Here is an 18,889-nt window from a genome sequence, read left to right as displayed (position 1 = left end):
CTCTTGCCGGGCTCCCGGCTTTAAATCCGCTTCAGCTATCGGCGCTTCAGCGCTCCGTGCTGTCAATACCAGCGCTTTCACTATCGGCGCCTGATCTTCGCACGTTCAATTCTGCGCGTTCAAGTCACGTTCATGTCGGCGCTTCCTTCCCGGCCCTCAGGCGGCGGCTCCAAGGGCGCCCGCGCCGTACAGCGGCAGCGTCACCGTAAACGTGGTGCCTCGCCCTGGTTCGCTGCGCACGTCGAGCTGGCCACCCAGTTCGTGGATATACTCCCGGCTTTCAAAGGCGCCGATGCCCATCCCGGCCGACTTGGTCGAGTCGAACGGTTTGAACAGGCGCTCGCGCACGAACTCCTCATCCATGCCCTGGCCCGTATCGCCGATTTCGATCATGACCGCGTGCTCGCCGCCATCGACGCGCACCCACACCCGGCCATCACGCGGCGTGGCCTCGATCGCGTTCTGGATCAGGTGCCCCAGCACACGCTCCAGGCGTTCGGCATCGGCCAGCACGCGCAAGCCGGACTGCCCCACATGCAGTGCCGGTTTCGGTTCGAATGCCGCCTTCAAGGCCACCGCCCCCGCCAGCACCTGGTCCACGGCCAGCGGCCGCGCATGCTCGGTGGTGGCGGTACGGCTGAGCTTCTGCAGCATCAGTTTCATCTTTTGCACCGAATAGCTTACCGTATCCTGCATGTCCCGCTGGAATTCCGGATTGTCGCGATGCTTTTCCGCATTCGCCGTCAGCAGCGACAGCTGCGCCACCAGGTTCTTCAGGTCGTGGACCACGAAGGTCGACAAGCGGTTGAACGAGTCGAACTGGCGCGCCAGCATCAGCGCATTGTCGGCTTCCTGCTGGGCCAGGTAACTGGCCGCCTGGGTACCCGCCACCTTCAGCAGGTCCAGGACTTCCCAGTTCAGCGCAACAGGAATTCGCGGCTGCTGCAGGACGGTAAAGCCAAGCAGGCGGCCATGCAGCATCAGCGGCACCACCAGCCATGCGCGTGGGAAGGCACGCAGCCATTGCGGCAGCACCGGCTCGCCCGTCACCCGCTCGTCCAGGTCCACGACCCACTGCTTTTGTTCGATGAAGCGGCAGAACGGCGAATCGGACGGCTCGATGGCCGTGGGCGGCGCGGTATGCCAGTGCGCGGCCGGCTCGCAACGCGCATCGCGCCGGATCCACAGCGCGCCACCCGGGCTTTCCACAAGTGCCGCCAATGCCTGGATCGTGCGTTCCCCAAGACCCGGCCCCGGATGCGACAGCGTGCGGGTAAAGCTCAGCCACTCGTCGCGATAGTCGTAGTTATAGCGGTAGAAATGCTTGCTGATGAACACCTTCAGCCAGGCACGGAAGCTGCCCGAGAAAAGGATCCCTGCCAGCAGGATCGAAGCGCCGAACAGGAACACGAGCTGCATCAGCGAACCCCAGCTGCCGCCCACGAACCGCAGGTAATAGGCCGCCGAACTCATCGTCAGCAGGTAGATCGCGGAACCGATCAGCGCCGCCGAATGGAACAGCATCCGGCGTGACACGGCCAGCTGCCCGGTCCAGGATGCGCTGCGCAGCAACGACAGTGCCAGGAGCGGCGCGGTCAGCGCGTTGACCACGCCGCGGGCAATCCACAGGTCGCCGTTCAGTTCACGGAACAGCAGCATGTCGCTGTACATGTAGAAGTCATACGCGAAAATACCGCCCAGTCCCAGGCAGGCAAACTTGATGGCCCAGCGGCTCTGCGTGCCGGCATTGCGGTACAGCTGCTCGATCAGCAGCATGCCCAGCACGGCGACACCGACGCGGCCGATCACGCTGACCTGGAAATGCAGGCCGGCAGGCAGGGCCGCTTCGGCCAGGGTCGCACCCAGCAGCAGCAGGTACAGTGCAGCTGAGAACGTCAGCATGCCACTGCGGCGGCGCGCCCCGCCGGGCGCACGCAGCTGGCCCAGCATGGCGAACAGGACGGTGGTCCACGTGGCGTTGCGCAGCAGTTCGGCCAACTCGGCGGCCATCACCGGCACGGCGCCATGGGCCAGGCCGATCATCGCGATGCTCCATGGCGCCATCACGGCGCACGCGACGGCAATCAGGCGGGTGTGCGGCCGGCCACGCCAGCGTGTCAACAACGGCACGCACAAGAGCACGAACGCCAGCGCGGCGCTGGCGTAGCTGAAGGAAGCGGTACTGACCGGCATCAGCACTCCGCGCGGCCGTGCAGCCCGGGGCCGCTCAGCGGCCTCCCCGGAACATCACGACCTTGAAGGTGTCGATCAACACCAGCACGTCGAGCAGCAGGCTGTTGTTCTTCACGTAATACAGGTCGTACTGCAGTTTCTGTACGGCGTCCTCGACGGAATCGCCATACCCGTAGCGCACCTGTGCCCAGCCGGTAATGCCGGGCTTGATGCTGTGCCGCACGTTGTAGTACGGCACGCGCTCGGTCAGCTGTTCGACGAAGTACGGCCGCTCCGGCCGCGGGCCGACAAAGCTCATTTCACCCTTCAGCACATTCAAAATCTGCGGCAACTCGTCGATCCGCAGCTTGCGGATGATGTTGCCGGTTCGGGTGACACGGGGATCGTTCTTGGCGGCCCACTGCGGCTTGCCACCCTGTTCCGCATTGGTGAACATGCTGCGAAACTTCAGCACGCGGAACACGTTGCCGTTCTTGCCGACCCGCTCCTGCGAATAAAAGATCGGGGCGCGGTCTTCGATATAGATCGCCAGCGCCGTCACCAGCATCACGGGAAGCGTCACCACCAGCAACAGCAGGCTGGCGGTAACGTCGAAGCTTCGCTTCATGAACGTGCGCATCCAGCTCTGGTCGAAGCCGCCGCCGAACACCAGCCAGCTCGGCTGTACGGAATCGACGCGGATCTGGCAGGTTTCACGTTCGAAGAACGTGGTGGAGTCGGTGACGTTGATGCCGTACAGCTTGCAGTCGAGCAAATCCTTGATCGGGAAGGTGCCGCCGCGCCGATTCTGAACGGATACGACGATCTCGCTGACGCGGTTCTGCCGCGCCAGCTGGACCAGCGATCTACCGGGATCGAGTGCCAGCAGGCGTTCGCGCGGCACCGTGATGTCCTCGCCGGGCACCGCCACGTAGCCTGCGACGTGGTATTTGTGATAGCTGCCGCTGCGCGTGACCAGCTCGCCGCATTCCTTGGCCAGCTGGCCGCAGCCGACGAACATGATGCGCGATTCGAGGATCGACAGCTCGGAACTTTTCAGGAACACGATGCGCGCCAGCACGATCCCGGTCCCCGAAATGCAGAACACCAGGATCAGGATGCCGCGGCCGAAATACAGGTCGGGCGCCAGGTAGAACACCAGCGTGAGGATGCAGAAGCCCATCGCGAACGACGGCATCAGTTGCAGGAAGAACGGATTGCGCAAGCCTTCGCTGACCTTGACCTGGTACATGCCCAGGGCACTCATCGAAAACACGATCGCGGCCGCGAACACGCAGGCGGACATGAAGAAATGGTCGAGCTTCGGCAGCACGAACTCGTCGCCGTCGAAGATACGCAGTCCGGCACCCGCATAGAATGAACCGATGAGGATCAGGACTTCCAGGAACAGCAGGCTGAACACTACTTTGGATATGTAGTGGTTGGAGATTCTTAACATTTTTTACCCCCCAGGGCATACACCTAGTTTTTATTCCCGTACCGTCGAACGCGGCTTGTGGAACCACTTTTCAGCTGGCGCTAGCCAGGTGCTGCACGTACCAATCCATTGCTTCCCTGAGCCCGGCCGCGATGTCATGCGTCGGTGCATAGCCCAGGAATTCACGCGCCCGGGTGATATCGGCCTGCGAATGGCGCACGTCGCCGGCCCTGAAGTTCTTGTATTGCGGTTGCGCTTCCCGCAGGTGCGGAAAACGCTCCTGCAGCAGTTCGCGCATCATGTGGTACAGCTCATTGAGGCTGGTGCGCTGATTCAGCGCCACGTTGCAGACCGTGCTGGCCGCTTCCGGCGCGGTGGCCAGCGCGGCCAGCAGGTTGGCCTGCACCACGTTGTCGATGAAGCAGAAATCGCGGCTGGTTTCGCCGTCGCCATTGATGAACACCGGCAGGTTGCCGATCATCGCCGCCACCCATTGCGGGATGACGGCGGCATACGCGCCTTGCGGATCCTGGCGCCGGCCGAACACGTTGAAGTAGCGCAGGCCGATCGCCTCGATGCCGTAGCAGCGGGCAAACACTTCGGCATACAGTTCGTTGACGTACTTCGTCACGGCATAGGGCGACAGGGGCTTGCCGATCCGGTCTTCGACCTTGGGCAAGCCGGGGTGGTCGCCATAGGTGGAACTCGATGCCGCGTACACGAAACGCTTTACCCTGGCATCGCGCGCCGCCACCAGCATGTTGACGAAGCCGGTCACATTCACATCGTGCGTGCGCTGAGGATTCTCGATGGACCGGGTTACGGAACCAAGCGCCGCCTCATGCAGCACGAAATCAATGCCGTCACAGGCGCGGACACAGGTATCGGCATTGCAGATGTCGCCTTCGATGAAATGAAAGGCTGCCCAGGCCTGCTCGCCAACCGCTTCGCGCACCTGGTCGAGGTTGTGCTGGTGGCCAGTGGAAAAATTGTCCAGGCCCGTCACGCGCTGGCCGAGTTTCAGCAACGCCTCGACCAGGTTGGAGCCGATGAAGCCGGCGGCACCTGTCACGAGCCAGCGATACGGCTGGCTGCGAAGGTGTTCCGTCAGGTTGTCGAACTTGCTCACGGCGTGCATGCCTTTATGGTTCGGCGCTTACAAGCGCCAGACGGCGTAACCCGCTTCGCGCAGGCCTGACAGCGGGAATTGCGACTTGACGTCGATGAAGCAGCCGCAATCGTCCAGCTTCGATGCCAGGTCGGTCAGCGACAACGCCAGCAGTTCCTTGTGCGATACCGCGGCCACCAAGGCATTCGCGCGGGGCAGCGCCTCCCAGCTTTCCAGCTTGATGCCGTATTCGTGCATCGCTTCGTCGGCATCGGCGACCGGGTCGTACACATGCACTTCCAGGCCATACGATTGCAGTTCCGCCACCACGTCCGCCACCTTCGAATTGCGCAGGTCCGGGCAGTTTTCCTTGAACGTCAGTCCCAGCACGTTCACCTTGGCGCCCTTCACGTGGCAGCCCGTGGCGATCAGCTCCTTGACCGTTTTCTCCGCCACGTACTTGGCCATGCCGTCGTTGATGCGGCGGCCGGCCAGGATCACCTGCGGGTGATAGCCGATCATCTCGGCCTTGTGGGTCAGGTAATAGGGATCGACGCCGATGCAGTGCCCACCCACCAGGCCCGGCCGGAACGGCAGGAAGTTCCACTTGGTGCCGGCGGCCTGCAGCACTTCGAGCGTGTCGATGCCGATCTTGTCGAAGATGATGGCCAGCTCGTTCATCAGGGCGATGTTGAGGTCGCGCTGCGTGTTCTCGATGACCTTTGCCGCCTCGGCGACTTTCACGCTCGAAGCGCGGTACACGCCGGCGGTGATGATCGATTCATAGAGCTGAGCCACGGTTTCGAGCGTTGCCGCGTCGTCACCGGAAACGACCTTCAGGATAGTGGTCAGTGTGTGCTGCTTGTCGCCCGGGTTGATGCGCTCCGGCGAGAAGCCGATATGGAAATCTTTCTTCCACTTGAGGCCGGACTGTTTTTCCAGGATCGGAATACAGACTTCCTCGGTGGCGCCGGGATAGACGGTGGATTCATAGACCACGATGGCGCCGCGCTTCATGTGCTTGCCAACGCTGGTGGAAGCGCCGATCAGCGGCCCGAAATCGGGATTGTGCGCCGTGTCGACCGGGGTGGGCACGGCAACCACGATATAGTCGGCCTGCGCCAGCGCGGCCGGATCGGTGGTGACCGTCAAATGGCGAGCCGCCTTCAGCTCGTCCGTCGAGACCTCGCCGGTCGGGTCGATGAAACGCTTGTAATTCTCGACCTTCGCGTTCGACAGGTCAAAGCCGATTGTCGTACGCTTTTTGCCGAACTCTACTGCCAGAGGCAAGCCCACATAACCCAGCCCCACTACCGCAACGATCTGATCGTTTTCCATACGGGTTCCGTTCGAGAATTACAATTTGTCTTTATGCCAACTATATATCAAAAATTCAACTAATGCAATATTGATAACGATGCTTCTCAGTTGGCGCGCTTGAACCCAGCGGTTCCCCACATCTGTCAGTCGAAGTTGTCTACCAGAAATTGCAGGAATGATACGACCAGATTTTACACGGGCAACCCGACCATGACTCAGCGCTAACGCAAGATCTTTTGTTGAATTCGAACGCAATAACTGCTTTGGCAATGCCGGAAAGCATAACCTTGTTGTTAACTAAGAATGTCAGGAAATTGTCGAATTGACAGGAAAAAAAGCAAAGCGTTGCGCAGGCGCATCGGTTGTGTTTCCTACCAGAAATTACAGAGGGAAGTAACGTGCTTATGGGAACTTACGGTCTCGCTGCGGCGCTCTTTTTGGATGTCCGACGGCGTGCGAAGTGTCGCGCGGGGGCGCACTAACTGGCGCGTTGTGTGGTGTCGCGTTTTAACCAAGTAGTCACCGATCTTGCGCTTTCCATAATTTAATTTTATTAACACCTTTGTGTTTCCTCAGTATATGATCTTCGATGCTGGCGCCCGGGAAGCCCGCGCTCGACAGTGCTATCGATAGGACGATCTATGCATCACAGCATGACTAAAAAGCAAGTAGCGGCAGCCCTCGTGGTGGTTCTTGCAGCCATGGCAGGGTGCTCGAAAGATGAGTCGCCCGAACAGCTGATCGCCCAGGCCAGGCAATACGAAAGCAAGGGCGACAGCAAGGCGGCGATCATCCAGCTCAAGAATGCGCTGCAGGCCAGGCCTGACGACGCTGCCGCGCGGTTGGCGCTTGGCCGCCTGTACCTGAAAACGGGTGACCATGTCTCGGCTGAAAAGGAACTGCGGCGAGCTATCGATCTCGGCAGCAAACGGGCCGACGTGTTACCGATGCTTGCCAAGTCTCTGCTGCTGCTGAACAAGCCGCAAGCTGTCCTGGATGAGACAGCATCGGCCCCGGCCGATGCGACCCTGCTGAGCCTGCGCGGCGACGCCTTCCTTGCCCTGCAAAAGCTGGACGAGTCCCGCCAGGCTTTCGATAGTGCATTGAAACTCGAACCGAACAACAGCAATGCGCTGAACGGCCTGGCGCGGCATGCACTGTTGAAGAACGACATCGCCGGCGCCCTGCGCCTGGCCGACAGCGCCGTTTCGCACAATCCCACCGACGTCGAGGCGCTGATGTTCCGGGCCGATATCGACAAGGCCATGGGCAAGCTGGATGCGGCACGGGTAACGTACGACAAGGTATTGCAGGCCAATCCGGAGACCGGAGCTGCCTACCTGCAAAAGGCTTACCTGGACATCGAGCAGAAGAAATTCGATGCCGCACGCGACAGTATTGCCGCATTCAAGAAGGCCGCTCCGGGAAACCTGCTGGCCTATCATGCGCAAGCGCAGCTCGAATTCACGCAAGGTCAATACAAGGAAGCCCTGGCCAGTATCCAGAACCTCCTGAAGGCGGCTCCGGACCATATGCCCAGCCAACTGCTGGCCGGGGCCACCCAGTTCACGCTGGGTTCGCTCCCTCAGGCCGAGCAGCACTTGAAACGCTACATCGAGTCGGACCCGGGCAACATTTATGCGCGGAAGATGCTCGCGTCGGTCTACGTGGGATTGAACCAGCCACAGGACGCGCTGGTCCAGCTGAAGACATCGCTCGATACCTCCACCGATACGGCGCTGCTCAACATCGCAGGCCGCGCGTACCTGAACCTGAAGCAGTACGACAACGCCATTGCCACGTTCGAGCGGGCGATCGGGCTGAAGCCGGCGGACGCGCAGCTCCATGTCGGACTCGGCCTGACGAAAATGAGCAAGGGTGACAGTGCCGGCGCGATAAAGGCCATGCGCAAAGGCCTGGAACTGAGCGCGCCGACCGCGGTCGACGCCGGCATCGTGCTGGGCATGACGCATCTGCAGTTGCGACAGTACCCCGAAGCACTGGCCGTGCTCAACCAGATGGTGCAGCGTGTGCCGAACAGTGCGCTGCTGCACAACCTCAAGGGTGGCGCGCTGCTGGGCCTGAACGACCGCGCCGCCGCGCGCACCGCGTTTGAAAAGTCGATGCAGCTGGAACCGTCTTATTTCACGGCCGTCAGTAACCTGGCGCGGATGGACATCGCCGACAAGAAACTGGACGCGGCACGCCAGCGCTACCAGGCGTTTGTGGACAAGAAAACTGGCAGCGCTGAAGCGATGCTGGCCCTGGCCGACCTCGCAATCGCGGAAAACAAGCAGGCCGACGCCACGAAGTGGCTGGAAAAAGCCCATGCGGCCGAGCCAAAGCTGGCTGGACCAGCCCTCCGGCTGACGCAGCAGTATCTTGCCCTCGGCGAGAAACGCAAGGCGCTGACGCTGATCTCCGCCATGCAAGTCGCGGACCCTGAAAACCCGACGCTTCTCGACATGCTGGGCAAGGCGCACGCAGCCAACGGCAACAAGACCGCCGCCCTGGATGCCTATGGCCGGCTGGCCATCGTGACACCGCGCACGAGCGGCATTACGGCACGGTTGGCTGCTGCCTACGAGGAATTGGGTGAACGCGACCTTGCAGCCGATGTCTTGCGCAAGGCACATACCGAGCGTCCGGATGACGTAGCGATCAAACTGGCACGCATCGCTGTCGAAGTGCGTCGCGGTAATCATGAGCAAGCGATCATGTTCGCCCGTGAAGTGCAGAGCCGGCCGGCCAGCAAGCTTCCTGGATTGATCGTCGAAGCGGAAGTGCGCGAAGCCCAGCAAAAGCCGGATTTGGCGATTCCGCTCTACCAGCGCGCTTTGCAGGAAAGCAAGGGGTCATCGCCACTGCGCATCAAGCTGGCCAATGCCTACCGCCAGGCGGGCCGTCCCGACGAAGCGTTAAGGCTGGTCCAGCAATGGCGCAGCGAACGGCCGAAGGACCATGCCATCGGCGTCTACCTTGGCGAACTGTATGTCTCGCAAAAGAAATACCCGGCCGCGATCGACACGTTCACGGCGCTGCTGAAAGAGCTGCCAGGCAATGGGATCATCTTGAACAACCTGGCGCTGGCGTACCAGTCCGCAGGCGATGCACGGGCCCTGGCAACCGCGGAGCAAGCCTTGAAGGCACTCCCGCAGAGCGGCGCCGTGATGGATACGCTCGGCTGGATGCTGGTCGACAAAGGCGATCTGGCGCGCGGCTTGCCGTTGCTGAAGAAGGCCAGCGCAGCGGAACCCGGCGCAGCCGACATCCGCTACCATCTTGCCGCCGCGCACGCACGCAACAACGACAAGGCGGCGGCGCGCAAGGAGCTGGAAACCCTGCTGGCCGCGAAAAGCGACGTCGCCCAGGCGGAACAGGCGCGCGCCCTGCTGAAACAGCTCTGACCGGTTGCTGCCGGCGGCCATTACGCCGGTGCCAAGCCTGCCGACGGTATCACCATTGGCATCAGGATATGAGCCTGGTCAGGGGCTGTAGCGACCGGGGGCGATGACGCCGTTCGGGTCGAGCGCCTGCTTGATCGCCCCGACGGCCTGCCAATAAGGATCGGCCGGGTCGACCACGCTTTCCATCATGTCCGCGCGTGCCCGGTAAACCTCGAGCTGCCGTGAGCGCAGGTGAGCATGCAGGGCATCGGCGGTCGCGCGGGCCGCCGCCGCCACGTCCGCATTGCTACGGTCGAACAACAGGTTGATCACCGCTACCAGCGACGTGGCGGTTTCGATATTGATCGTCATGTACAGTTCGAACGGCCGGGCTACCTCCTCGAGCTCGCGGACGATCTTCGCCACCAGGGCGCCATTCATCGGCAAGGCGGGGTTGATGAAGATCAGGCCGCAGTTCGTCTGGTCGAGCTGCGTGGCCGACAGGTCGCTGCGGCCATACCGCCACAGCAGATTGTCGATCGCCGCATCGGTGGGCTGGCCGAGCGCCAGCACATGCAGTGGCCGGATCGCGGCGATGGCCGCGGCATTCGTTCGTGCCACGCGGAAGAAGCGCAGCGCGTGCATCACCCGGTAACCCAGTGCCAGCTTTTCCTCGCTCAACACGCGCACTGTCGCGATATCGCCAATCCGCTTGCGCACTTCGGCAAGATTGGCACGCACCTGCGCTACCGAGCCGGTAACGGCCCCCAGGCTGGTCCAGTCGCCTTTGGCGATCAGCGCCAGCGCTTCCCTAGCTTCCGCGGCGGCTGCCTCCGGCGTGCGGCCGCACTCCTTTTCAAGGTAGGTAGTGATGCCGTACATCAGCGATGCATGGCTGCGCTGGCGGTTGCCGATATGCGTGACGGAGTCCATCACGGCTTCCCGTTTCAGCTCGGCGAGCCGGTCGATGAAGGCCGCAAGGTCCTTGCCGTCGCGCAGTCCGAGCGATACCGCGACGGCCTGCGGGCGCCTGGGGACCAGGCGGAAACAGGCACTCGTCACGATGCCGAAGTTACCCTGGAAAAACAGGCCATCGAGAATCGGACCCAGTCCGTAAGGATGGCTGTGCGCCAGCGGCGAGGCTTCGCCGAGCCGGCGAAAACCGGTGTGCACGAGTTCACCGGTTCCCATCACCACTTCCAGGCCGAACAGGTCTTCCTTGCGCGGACCGAAATAGCCCACGCCGCGGTCCAGCGCGTTGCCGATGATGCTGGTCTCGCGTGCCGAGCCGGTGACGTTGAAGGCAAGATCGGGATGATGCTGCTGCAGCCAGGCATACAGCCCCTGCTGGGTGACACCGGGCTCGACGACGGCCACCGGATTGCCGCGCGAGATCTCCGCGGCATTGCGGATCGCCGTCATCCGGCTGAGATCGAGCTGGATATCGGTGGGCCGGACGGGAGACGCGCTTCCATAGCCGAAGTTGAGCCCGGTCGAAACGGGATTGATGGTCCATCCCCGGCGATTGGCGAGCCGGACGATGCGCTGTACCTGGGCGGTGGTGCGTGGCCGCAGGATACGCCCTCCCGGTTGCGCCAGGCCTGTAACGTTGGAAGTGTCAGCGGTATGTCTTGGCATGATGACCAATGCATGAAAACCAATGGAAAAAGCCCGGGCATGCCCGGGCTTGCGAAAGGACTGACTGCCTCGCGATTATTGCAGACGTTTGCGGCGTGCGGTCACACCCATGGCCAGCAGGCCCAGGCCGACCAGCAGCAGCGATTCCGGTTCCGGCACTGCCTGCAGCTGGATCGTCGAGTTCGATGCCTGGTTGATCACGAGGCTGTAGCGGTTACCGGCCACGACATTGATGGTGTCGGAAACGATCGTGCCTGCCTCGTCATGCACGGCATTTTCACTAAAGCCCGTGGACTGGAAGCCTTGATTCAGTTCTTCCGGGCTCCAGCTCAGCAGGGTGGTACCGGTCGTCAGGTTGCGCAGCGTCAGGTTGAAGGTGATGGCGCCGGAAGCCAGGGAATTCTGGTTTGCCGGCAGCAGCGCATCGACGAATGCGCTGACGAATGCGTCGTAGGTCAGTGCAAATGCCAGGTCGGCCGTCACACCTGCCGTGAAGTCGGTGATGACCGTCACGCCGTTCAGAATCGTGGCATTGGCGCCGCCCGATGCGTTCGGGTTATCGGCCGACGAGTCGGCGCGGGTCAGGCCGTTGGCACCGCCAGCCAGTGCATTGCCCGTGATATTCATGTCGCCCAGCGCGTAATTGCCGTTGTTCGCCACGAAGTTCGCGGCGGTGTTGTTCTCGGCCGAACCGCCGTAGATGGCATTGACTGCGCCAGCATCCGGGCCGGCGGCACGGTATTGCACGTCGACCGAGGCGGTCGTGCCGTCGGTGCGGGTGTCCGTGATACTGGCGGCGCCGATCCCGGTACCTTGTACGTTGTTATAGTTCGACGCTGCCGTACCGGTGCGCGAATCGCTGGTGATCCGGATCTGGCCAGCGAACGGGCTCGGCTGGGTAGGATTGGCTGGATCCACCACCAGCAGCTGGGAAATGGACAGGTCAGCCATGCCCGCCACGCCTGCGAATGCTGGCGTAACGCCGATGGCGGACAGGACGACTGCGGCGAGCAGTGATTTGAGTTTCATGATTTCTCCTGGAAATAAGCGGTTGGTCTTGCCTCAATGATATTAAGCACGGACCGTGCCAGACTTGACCATGCAATAAAATCAACCACTTATCGCGACAGCTTGTTATTTCACAAATCAACTGTAAAGTTTTTCGACAGTACGGTTAGCTCAGTTTCCCAGCCCTGCCCCAGGCATCGATCAATACAACGCATGAGCTGGAGCAAATCTCCTCGCGATGTCATAACTATTCGGCCGGGACGACATGGGCCGCATCCGGCGTCTTGCCCAGCTTGAGCAGGTAATAATCGCCACTGCGGCGCAACGAACCCTCGTGTGGCCACACCGGCATCTGTTCGAACTGGGTGGTGAGCGCGCTGCGCGCAGCGGGCGGTGCCGGACGGACAGTGTCGAAGCCGAGCACCCGCAAATAAGCGGCGATGCGCTGGAGATTGCCTTTGTCCCAGCCAAAGAAGGAGCCCCTGGTCACGCCCGTCTGGGCGGCGGCGAACAGGGATACCCGCTCTTCCGCGCCGTGGCCGTAGACGTCGAGCCAGATCGGCTTTCCGGCCTCGTCGCCGCCACGCAGCAGCAGCAAGCGGCGGCCGATGTCGAACCCCATGAAGCGGTCCTGGTGCTGGACCAGGGTAGCGGTGGCGATGTATTGCGACGTCAGGTTCACGATTTGCAGCTGGAACAGCGCAAACACCACCAGGCCGGCGATCCAGGCGGCGCCACGCTGGTACGTAAAGGCCAGCAGCGCAGACAGCCAGATCACATAGGGCAACGCCACCATCGCACGCAGCGGCAGGCTGGCGGGCCCCGTCAGCAAGCACAGCAGGAAAGGCGTTCCCAGCAGGAGTGCGAACAACAGCAAGTTCGGCAGCGCCACGCCGGCGCGGGCGCGGGCCACCGCGATCGCCGTGCAGGCCAGTGCCACGGCCGCGGCAGGCATCGCCGCGCCGAATTGCCCGGCCGAGCCGGAATAGATTTCCCACGCCTCCAAGGCAATCGAGCCCACCAGCCAGTACGGCGCTTTCAGATTGTCGAGATTGATGAAGCCGGCCACGTATTCCGGCCGGGTGCCGGAAAGGCCCAGCGCCAGCTTGTTCAACGCGAAATACAACAACGCCCCCGCCACCAGGCAGACGCCGCCGTGAATAATCCGCAGGCACGTCTGCCGCCACGGGAAAGCGGCATCGCCCTGGATCGAACGGCACAGGGCGACGCCGATCGTCCCGCAGGCGAACAGCAGCAGCAGGGTCTGGTAAGCCCCGGCGCACAGCGCCAGCAACAGTCCGATGGCCAGCAGCCGGCCGGCCTCGTGGCGAGAGAAGTGGCGAAAGCAGCGGCGCAGCGCATCGGCTGGCGCTTCCGCCTGCAGGCACAGCGCGGCGGCGGCCAGCAGGAAGCCGATGCCGGTTGCCGGCACATTGGCCGAAAATTCCTCGATCAGCCACCAGGTCGGGTAAGTCACGAACAGGCAGTAGGCCGCGTAGCTGCGCCACCCCGGCGTCACGCCATGGGCACGCACCAGCAGCATGTGCGTCAGCGCCAGCATCAAGGCCAGGAAGAGATACGGGCTGAAGGGAATGGACGCCTGCGGGAACAGCAGGGTTTCCAACAGATACGTGGTAAAGCGCCCCTGCGCGATCCAGATTTCGCTGCTGGCGCGCACCGCTGCCAGCTCGTCATCGATGGACGGCGAATAGTTCGCCAGGAAGTACACATTGGCCACGATACCGACCAGCGTCAGGATAAACAGTTCCCGCCAGCTGAAGCACTGGCGCCGCAGCCACGCGGTTATCGCACTCATCGGATTTTTCCCGCGAACGCGAACTTACTCAAAAGATAGGTCAGCGGCAGCGTGACGAGGATGGCCACGGCTGGCGCCAGCGCCGGATGCTGGCGCAGCCAGGTGACCCACGTCCACACGACGGCAGCCCCGACCGCGTACTGCACCAGGTACACCAGCGGCAGCATCAGGACCGAGCGGTAGCCCTGGTGCACCTTGAAGACAAACACGCGGCCCAGCACATAGCTGATGCCGATACCGCACACGAAGGCGATGGCATAGCTGGCCTGGTAGCCGGCCACGTCGAGCAGCGCCAGGTACATCAGGTAGGTGACAGCGGTGTTCAATCCCCCGGCAAGCAGGAAACGCAGGCCGCTGCCCTTATGCATACCGGTGCGAGATCAGCTCGACGTATTCGTCATAGCTGCGGATGTAGTCGGCATTGTCGTAGTGGTGCGAGGCGAATACCAGCAGCACGGCATCGCTCGAGTATTTGTACTGGATACCCCAGGTCATCGGCGGCAGGTACAGGCCCGTGGTCGCGGCATTGAGTACGAATTCCTCGCGCTTCCTGCCGTCGAACGCCACCACGTGCACCGAGCCCTTGATGGCCACCAGGAACTGGTGGCACTCGTGGTGCGCATGCTCGCCGCGGGTTTCCGCGGTGGGCACGCCATACACGAGGAAATAACGCGCCGGCACGAACGGAATATCCCGGTCGAATTCGCCCACCGACAGGCTGCCGCGAATATCCGCCGCTTCCTTCATCTTGTGCAGGGTCACGCCGCGTACATCGGTGGCGCTGACATTCAATCCCGCTCCCAGGGCTCCCGCCGGCGCGGTATCGCCGGCAGGCACCGGCTTGGCATCGACATAGCCGACGATCTTCGCCGGGTTGCCCACCACGATGGCATTCGGCGGCACCGAGCGGGTGACCACGGCGCCGGCGCCGATCATCGCGCCCTGCTCGACAGTAATGCCCGGCAGGATGGTGGCATTGGCACCGACCGAGGCGCCGCGCCGGATGATCGTGCGGGCAAATTTCTCGGGGAATTTCTTACTGCGCGGGAAGATGTCATTGGTGAAGGTGGCGTTCGGCCCGACGAACACGTCGTCCTCGAGCGTGACACCATCCCACAACTGCACGCCGCATTTGATCGTCACGCGGTCCCCCACGCGCACATCGTTCTCGATGAACACGTTGTCGCAGACGTTGCAGTCCGCGCCGATGCGCGCTTCCGGCAACACATGGGCGAATGCCCACACACGGGTGCCCTTGCCGATGTGCGGCGACTCGCACATGGCGCGCTCGTGGATGAAATAATCAACGTTGGTGTGCATGTACATGGGCGCCCTCGAAGACGTGGGATTGGCGATGGATGGCGTTGGGCCGCTGCTTGGTGTTTTCATAGGTGCGCCAGGCATAGACGCCGACGATACCGAGACCGAACAGGTTGATGGAACCGAGCAGGGCCATCGTCAGGATGGTCATGGCGTAACCCGGCACGGCGATCAGCCCGTTGAGACGGGCCACCACCACCACGACGGCAAGCGCCGTCACGAGGGCGGTGCCGGCGGCGCCCACGCGGATCAGCAACTTGATGGGCAGGTCGGTAAACGAGAATGCGCTGTCCATCAGGTACTTCCATTTCTTCCGGAAGGTCCAGCCGGACTTGCCATGCTGGCGCTCCAGCCGTGTATAGGGCACCACGCTGCGGCGGTAACCGATCCAGAACAGTTGCCCGATCAGCGATGAATGCCGCTCTTCGAGCGTGAGCAGGGTATCGCGGAATTCGCGGTTGCAGCCGAACATGTCGACGCCGCCGGGTGGAACGTCCGGCATCACATACTTGCGGTACAGCCACCAGAAAGCGCCTGACATCAGCCGCGAAGCCAGCGGATCGCTGCGCCCCTCGCGCACGCCGACCACCACATCGGCTTCATCGCGCTGCAGGATGTCGTTCATCCGCAACACCAGTTCGGGCGGTTCCTGCAAGTCGGCCGCCATCACGGCGAAGCGGCTGCCCCTGGCAAACTGCAGGCCCATGCGAATGGCGGCAAAGGAACCGAAATTGCGCGACAACAGGACCAGTTGCGACCGGAAGCGCTGTTGCGGCAGCTGTTTGCGCAACAACACATAACAGTTGTCGGGGCTGGCATCGACAACGAAGACGGTTTCGAAATCGCCGCCAACGCTGTCGTTCAGCCGGGTGACCGCGGCCAGCAGTTCGGGCAGCGAGCCTTCATTCCCGTAGACAGGAACAATCAGGCTGAGCATGTCAGTGGCCGGTGCCGAAGTGGCTGCGCACCGCGGCAATGACACGCTCGACACTTTCATCGTCGAGCCCCGGAAAACACGGCAGCGTGACGACCGAGCCGCTGGCGGCTTCCGTCACCGGCAAGGCGACGTTGCCAGCCTGCGCGTAGGCAGGCTGCAGATGGTCGGGCACGGGATAGTGGATATCGGTGGCAATGCCGGCGGCGCTCATGCTGGCGATGAAAGCGGCGCGGTCCGGCACGCGGATCACATACAGGTGGGCGACATGATCGCCGCCGTTCGAGGCCGGCAAGCGGATGGGCAGGCCGGCAAAGGCGGCGGAATACCGGGCGGCGATGGCGCGGCGCCGGGCATTCCAGTCGTCGAGCATGGGCAGTTTTTCACGCAGCACGGCGGCCTGCAATTCGTCGAGCCGGCTGTTGCGCCCGCCCGCTTCGCTCACATGGTACTTCTTGCCCCAGCCATACTGGCGCAGGCGGCGGGCCCGCGTCTCGAGTTCCTTGTCGCTGGTCGTGATGGCACCGCCATCGCCGATGGCGCCAAGGTTCTTGGTCGGATAAAAACTGAAGCAGGCCAGGTCGCCGAAGCTGCCGGCGCGGGTGCCGTTGCGGATGGCGCCATGCGACTGGGCGCAATCCTCGATCAGGGGCACCCGGGCATCCGTGGCCAGCGCGGCGATCCGCTCGATGTCGGCCATCTGGCCATACAGATGCGTGACGATGACGGCATCGACGCCCGTGGCCAGCACCGCCTGCAGGGCGGCGGGCGCCATGGTGAGCGTGGCCTCATCGACATCCACGTAGCACGGCTCGGCGCCCACGGCATGCACCGCGGTGCTGCCATAAAACCCCGCATTGGCCACCAGTGCTACCCGTTTCCCCGGGCCGATGCCCAGCGTGCGCAAGGCGATTTCCAGGGCATCCGTGCCGTTCGCCACGGAAATGCACGATTCGGCCCCTTGATAGGCGGCAAATTCCGCTTCGAAGGCGGCCACCTCCGTACCGAGCACGTACCAGTTCCGCTCGAGCACGCGGTGCAATGCGCCGGCCAAGTCCACGCCTTCATTGGCGATCTTCGATGAAAAGAGCGGCACCTGGATGACCATTTGTTACCCTTATAATTATTCCGAAGAAATTCGCTCAGTTGATTATACGACAATTTCCAGGCGTGAAAAGAGGCATCGGCACGGCCGTCGGCAGGCTGCTCAGCAAGGTATTTATTGGTTTCCGGAGATTCAGCCGGGTTGTGCACATTTGGCATGGGCTTGGCACGTGCCATGGTGTTCGTCACCAAAAGTAGTAATCTGAAAGTCAGTGTGCCTTGCCGCAACTCGCGTGCAGCCGACGAGCGGCTATGGGAACCTGGGCTTCGGAGCATGCGGCAGTCGGCCATGCGTCATATCGGCGGGCGGCGAGAACCGGAATAAGTACGGGCAACAACAGGGGGTGATGCAGGGGGGTGACGCAGGAGAAGCAATACAGGAAGGTAATAAGGGGGTAATAAGGGGGTAATACAGGAGAGGTAATACAGGGGGGGTAATACAGGGGGGTAATGCAGGAAGGTTACTTGAGGGTTACACGAACAGAAAACCATGTCTGTCCGGATACCGAATACCCTCGTAACGCATTGATTCTATTGGTGCGGCTGGCTGGGATCGAACCAGCGACCCTTGGCTTCGGAGGCCAATACTCTATCCACTGAGCTACAGCCGCACGGAGAACCGAAGGATACCGGCTTTCGTGCCGCGCGTCTATCCGAAAGCACAAGTATTTTGCTCACCGGGATCGTGCCCCGCCCCTGCGAAGCGGTGACGGCGTGGCGTTTCCCGCATGGCCGAGTTGTTTCCCGCTCCATAATTTTGGGACTATAATCAGCCGGTTTCTCGGCCAGAAGTCTGCCATACCCAAGTACCCAGATGTGCACAACATTAACGCGCTGGTCTACCAGCCACTTGTACTAAGGAAATCATGAGCGACGCACACCACGAGCACCAATCCGTCATCCGGACTCCGAAGCAACTTGCAGCAGCAGTCATCGCATTTTTTCTTGTCACCATCTTCGGCATTGTCCTGCTGGTCCAGTTCGTCACTCAGCAAAAATTGACCGGTGCCGGCTCCGATGCCATGTCGCCCGAAGCCATCGCGAGCCGCCTGAAACCGGTCGCCGACGAAGGCTTCACGTTCAAGGATGCGAACGCACCAAAAGTGTTGCAGACAGCTGAAGCGGTCTACACGTCGACCTGCCAGGCGTGCCATGGCGCGGGTATTGCGGGGGCCCCGAAAACGGGCGACAGCGGTGCCTGGGCGGCACGCCTGGCGCAAGGCTATGACACGGTCGTCAAGCATGCGATCGAAGGCTTGCGCGCCATGCCGGCCAAGGGCGGCAATCCGGATCTGGACGATGTCGAAGTAGCGCGCGCGGTCGTGTTCATGGCCAACCAGTCCGGCGCCAAGTTCAAGGAACCCGAAGCGCCCGCCCCTGCTGCCGCCGCACCTGCGACCGCAGCACCTGCCGCCGGCGCCCCTTCCGCCGCCGAAGCCGCCCAGCCGCCAAAAGGCTGAGCAACGATACCGGAAAGCGCATTGCCCCCGGCATGACCGTTGCGTCGCTCGGCGCGAGGTCATGCCGAAGAATGTTCAGGATCGATTGACCATCGGAGCAGCACCCTGTCAGCGGTGACAATCCGGGTGGGTATGACGTCCCCGAGCACCCCACATCCGCTTGCAGGCCTGCATCCATCAATCTT

Annotated in this window: 13 protein-coding genes and 1 tRNA gene; 2 read left to right on the top strand and 12 right to left on the bottom strand. The window is 62.3% G+C overall.

What is annotated here, in order from left to right:
- Nucleotides 1-156: 156 nt before the first annotated feature.
- From prsK to OU994_RS02585, 4 genes are all read right to left on the bottom strand, one after another.
- Nucleotides 157-2,193 carry an XrtA/PEP-CTERM system histidine kinase PrsK gene (gene prsK, locus OU994_RS02600; RefSeq protein ID WP_281609508.1) on the bottom strand — a complete coding sequence of 679 codons (2,037 nt, stop codon included), beginning with the start codon at nucleotides 2,191-2,193 and terminating at the stop codon, nucleotides 157-159.
- Between the two features lie 34 nt (nucleotides 2,194-2,227).
- Nucleotides 2,228-3,631 (bottom strand): TIGR03013 family XrtA/PEP-CTERM system glycosyltransferase, encoded by a 1,404-nt coding sequence (locus tag OU994_RS02595; RefSeq protein ID WP_281609507.1) that lies wholly within the window; start codon nucleotides 3,629-3,631, stop codon nucleotides 2,228-2,230.
- A gap of 70 nt (nucleotides 3,632-3,701) precedes the next feature.
- Entirely contained in the window at nucleotides 3,702-4,748 is a 1,047-nt protein-coding gene (locus OU994_RS02590; RefSeq protein ID WP_281609506.1) for an SDR family oxidoreductase, read from the bottom strand.
- An 18-nt stretch (nucleotides 4,749-4,766) separates the two neighbouring features.
- Nucleotides 4,767-6,056 (bottom strand): nucleotide sugar dehydrogenase, encoded by a 1,290-nt coding sequence (locus OU994_RS02585; RefSeq protein ID WP_281609505.1) that lies wholly within the window; start codon nucleotides 6,054-6,056, stop codon nucleotides 4,767-4,769.
- Between the two features lie 623 nt (nucleotides 6,057-6,679).
- Here OU994_RS02585 and prsT point away from each other — a divergent pair.
- A complete protein-coding gene (prsT, locus tag OU994_RS02580) occupies nucleotides 6,680-9,445 on the top strand; it encodes an XrtA/PEP-CTERM system TPR-repeat protein PrsT (protein WP_281609504.1) in 2,766 nt (921 codons plus the stop codon).
- A 78-nt stretch (nucleotides 9,446-9,523) separates the two neighbouring features.
- Here prsT and OU994_RS02575 read toward each other — a convergent pair whose 3' ends face one another.
- From OU994_RS02575 to OU994_RS02540, 8 genes are all read right to left on the bottom strand, one after another.
- Complete coding sequence (locus OU994_RS02575; protein WP_281609503.1) at nucleotides 9,524-11,062, bottom strand: FAD-binding oxidoreductase; 1,539 nt, start codon at nucleotides 11,060-11,062, stop codon at nucleotides 9,524-9,526.
- Between the two features lie 75 nt (nucleotides 11,063-11,137).
- A complete protein-coding gene (locus OU994_RS02570; protein WP_281609502.1) occupies nucleotides 11,138-12,091 on the bottom strand; it encodes an EDSAP-1 family PEP-CTERM protein in 954 nt (317 codons plus the stop codon).
- Nucleotides 12,092-12,317: 226 nt separating this feature from the next.
- Complete coding sequence (locus OU994_RS02565; protein WP_281609501.1) at nucleotides 12,318-13,886, bottom strand: glucosyltransferase domain-containing protein; 1,569 nt, start codon at nucleotides 13,884-13,886, stop codon at nucleotides 12,318-12,320.
- Nucleotides 13,883-14,254, bottom strand: coding sequence for a GtrA family protein (locus tag OU994_RS02560; RefSeq protein WP_131148297.1), 372 nt, complete (start codon nucleotides 14,252-14,254; stop codon nucleotides 13,883-13,885). Before OU994_RS02560 ends, OU994_RS02565 begins: the two co-directional genes overlap by 4 nt.
- Nucleotides 14,247-15,206: a WxcM-like domain-containing protein gene (locus tag OU994_RS02555; protein ID WP_281609500.1), complete on the bottom strand. Its 960-nt coding sequence runs from the start codon at nucleotides 15,204-15,206 to the stop codon at nucleotides 14,247-14,249. Before OU994_RS02555 ends, OU994_RS02560 begins: the two co-directional genes overlap by 8 nt.
- Nucleotides 15,190-16,143, bottom strand: a complete 954-nt coding sequence (locus OU994_RS02550; protein WP_281609499.1) for a glycosyltransferase family 2 protein — start codon at nucleotides 16,141-16,143, stop codon at nucleotides 15,190-15,192. Before OU994_RS02550 ends, OU994_RS02555 begins: the two co-directional genes overlap by 17 nt.
- 1 nt (nucleotide 16,144) lies before the next feature.
- Nucleotides 16,145-17,248, bottom strand: coding sequence for a DegT/DnrJ/EryC1/StrS aminotransferase family protein (locus tag OU994_RS02545; RefSeq protein WP_281609498.1), 1,104 nt, complete (start codon nucleotides 17,246-17,248; stop codon nucleotides 16,145-16,147).
- Nucleotides 17,249-17,779: 531 nt separating this feature from the next.
- A tRNA-Arg gene (locus OU994_RS02540) sits at nucleotides 17,780-17,855 on the bottom strand.
- 255 nt (nucleotides 17,856-18,110) lie between these two features.
- On the opposite strand from OU994_RS02540, the gene OU994_RS02535 reads away from it, so the two are divergent.
- Nucleotides 18,111-18,704 (top strand): cytochrome c5 family protein, encoded by a 594-nt coding sequence (locus tag OU994_RS02535; RefSeq protein WP_131148301.1) that lies wholly within the window; start codon nucleotides 18,111-18,113, stop codon nucleotides 18,702-18,704.
- Nucleotides 18,705-18,889: the final 185 nt, after the last annotated feature.

The organism is Pseudoduganella sp. SL102 (genome assembly GCF_027856995.1).
Taxonomy (GTDB): domain Bacteria; phylum Pseudomonadota; class Gammaproteobacteria; order Burkholderiales; family Burkholderiaceae_D; genus Rugamonas; species Rugamonas albidiflava.
This window is presented reverse-complemented; position numbering and strand designations above follow the sequence as displayed.

Excerpts from the sequence above, each read along its gene's own strand:
- prsK (WP_281609508.1), bottom strand. The coding sequence starts at position 2,193 with ATGCCGGTCAGTACCGCTTCCTTCAGCTACGCCAGCGCCGCGCTGGCG.
- OU994_RS02595 (WP_281609507.1), bottom strand. The coding sequence starts at position 3,631 with ATGTTAAGAATCTCCAACCACTACATATCCAAAGTAGTGTTCAGCCTG.
- OU994_RS02590 (WP_281609506.1), bottom strand. The coding sequence starts at position 4,748 with ATGCACGCCGTGAGCAAGTTCGACAACCTGACGGAACACCTTCGCAGC.
- OU994_RS02585 (WP_281609505.1), bottom strand. The coding sequence starts at position 6,056 with ATGGAAAACGATCAGATCGTTGCGGTAGTGGGGCTGGGTTATGTGGGC.
- prsT (WP_281609504.1), top strand. The coding sequence starts at position 6,680 with ATGCATCACAGCATGACTAAAAAGCAAGTAGCGGCAGCCCTCGTGGTG.
- OU994_RS02575 (WP_281609503.1), bottom strand. The coding sequence starts at position 11,062 with ATGCCAAGACATACCGCTGACACTTCCAACGTTACAGGCCTGGCGCAA.
- OU994_RS02570 (WP_281609502.1), bottom strand. The coding sequence starts at position 12,091 with ATGAAACTCAAATCACTGCTCGCCGCAGTCGTCCTGTCCGCCATCGGC.
- OU994_RS02565 (WP_281609501.1), bottom strand. The coding sequence starts at position 13,886 with ATGAGTGCGATAACCGCGTGGCTGCGGCGCCAGTGCTTCAGCTGGCGG.
- OU994_RS02560 (WP_131148297.1), bottom strand. The coding sequence starts at position 14,254 with ATGCATAAGGGCAGCGGCCTGCGTTTCCTGCTTGCCGGGGGATTGAAC.
- OU994_RS02555 (WP_281609500.1), bottom strand. The coding sequence starts at position 15,206 with ATGCACACCAACGTTGATTATTTCATCCACGAGCGCGCCATGTGCGAG.
- OU994_RS02550 (WP_281609499.1), bottom strand. The coding sequence starts at position 16,143 with ATGCTCAGCCTGATTGTTCCTGTCTACGGGAATGAAGGCTCGCTGCCC.
- OU994_RS02545 (WP_281609498.1), bottom strand. The coding sequence starts at position 17,248 with ATGGTCATCCAGGTGCCGCTCTTTTCATCGAAGATCGCCAATGAAGGC.
- OU994_RS02535 (WP_131148301.1), top strand. The coding sequence starts at position 18,111 with ATGAGCGACGCACACCACGAGCACCAATCCGTCATCCGGACTCCGAAG.